Annotated in this window: 1 pseudogene; it reads right to left on the bottom strand. The window is 50.2% G+C overall.

Annotated elements, in window-relative coordinates:
• Positions 1–221, bottom strand: a pseudogene (locus NRI27_RS18030) (integrase); the annotation flags it as partial.

The following is a 221-nucleotide window of genomic DNA, read 5'->3' as shown; positions in this document are numbered from 1 at the left end:
CCATCCGTTGAATCATTGTTCGCCCTTCTTGCTCGATGCCTCGGGCTTGCAGCTCACTCCGCAGCATCTCCCTGGCATAGGTATGCCGAAAAGCATGGGATCCCTTCATACCTGCTCGGTTATATGCTGACTTGAGGGTGTTGTACTTCACCGAAACCACGTACTGCCCTTTTTCCTTGCCTTTAATTAGTTCCCGCACTTGATTCTCATATTCCTGCCTA

Source organism: Sporosarcina sp. OR05, assembly GCF_041414805.1.
Classification (GTDB): domain Bacteria; phylum Bacillota; class Bacilli; order Bacillales_A; family Planococcaceae; genus Sporosarcina; species Sporosarcina saromensis.
Note: the sequence above shows the minus strand (reverse complement) of the source record. Positions and strands in the feature narration are given on the sequence as shown.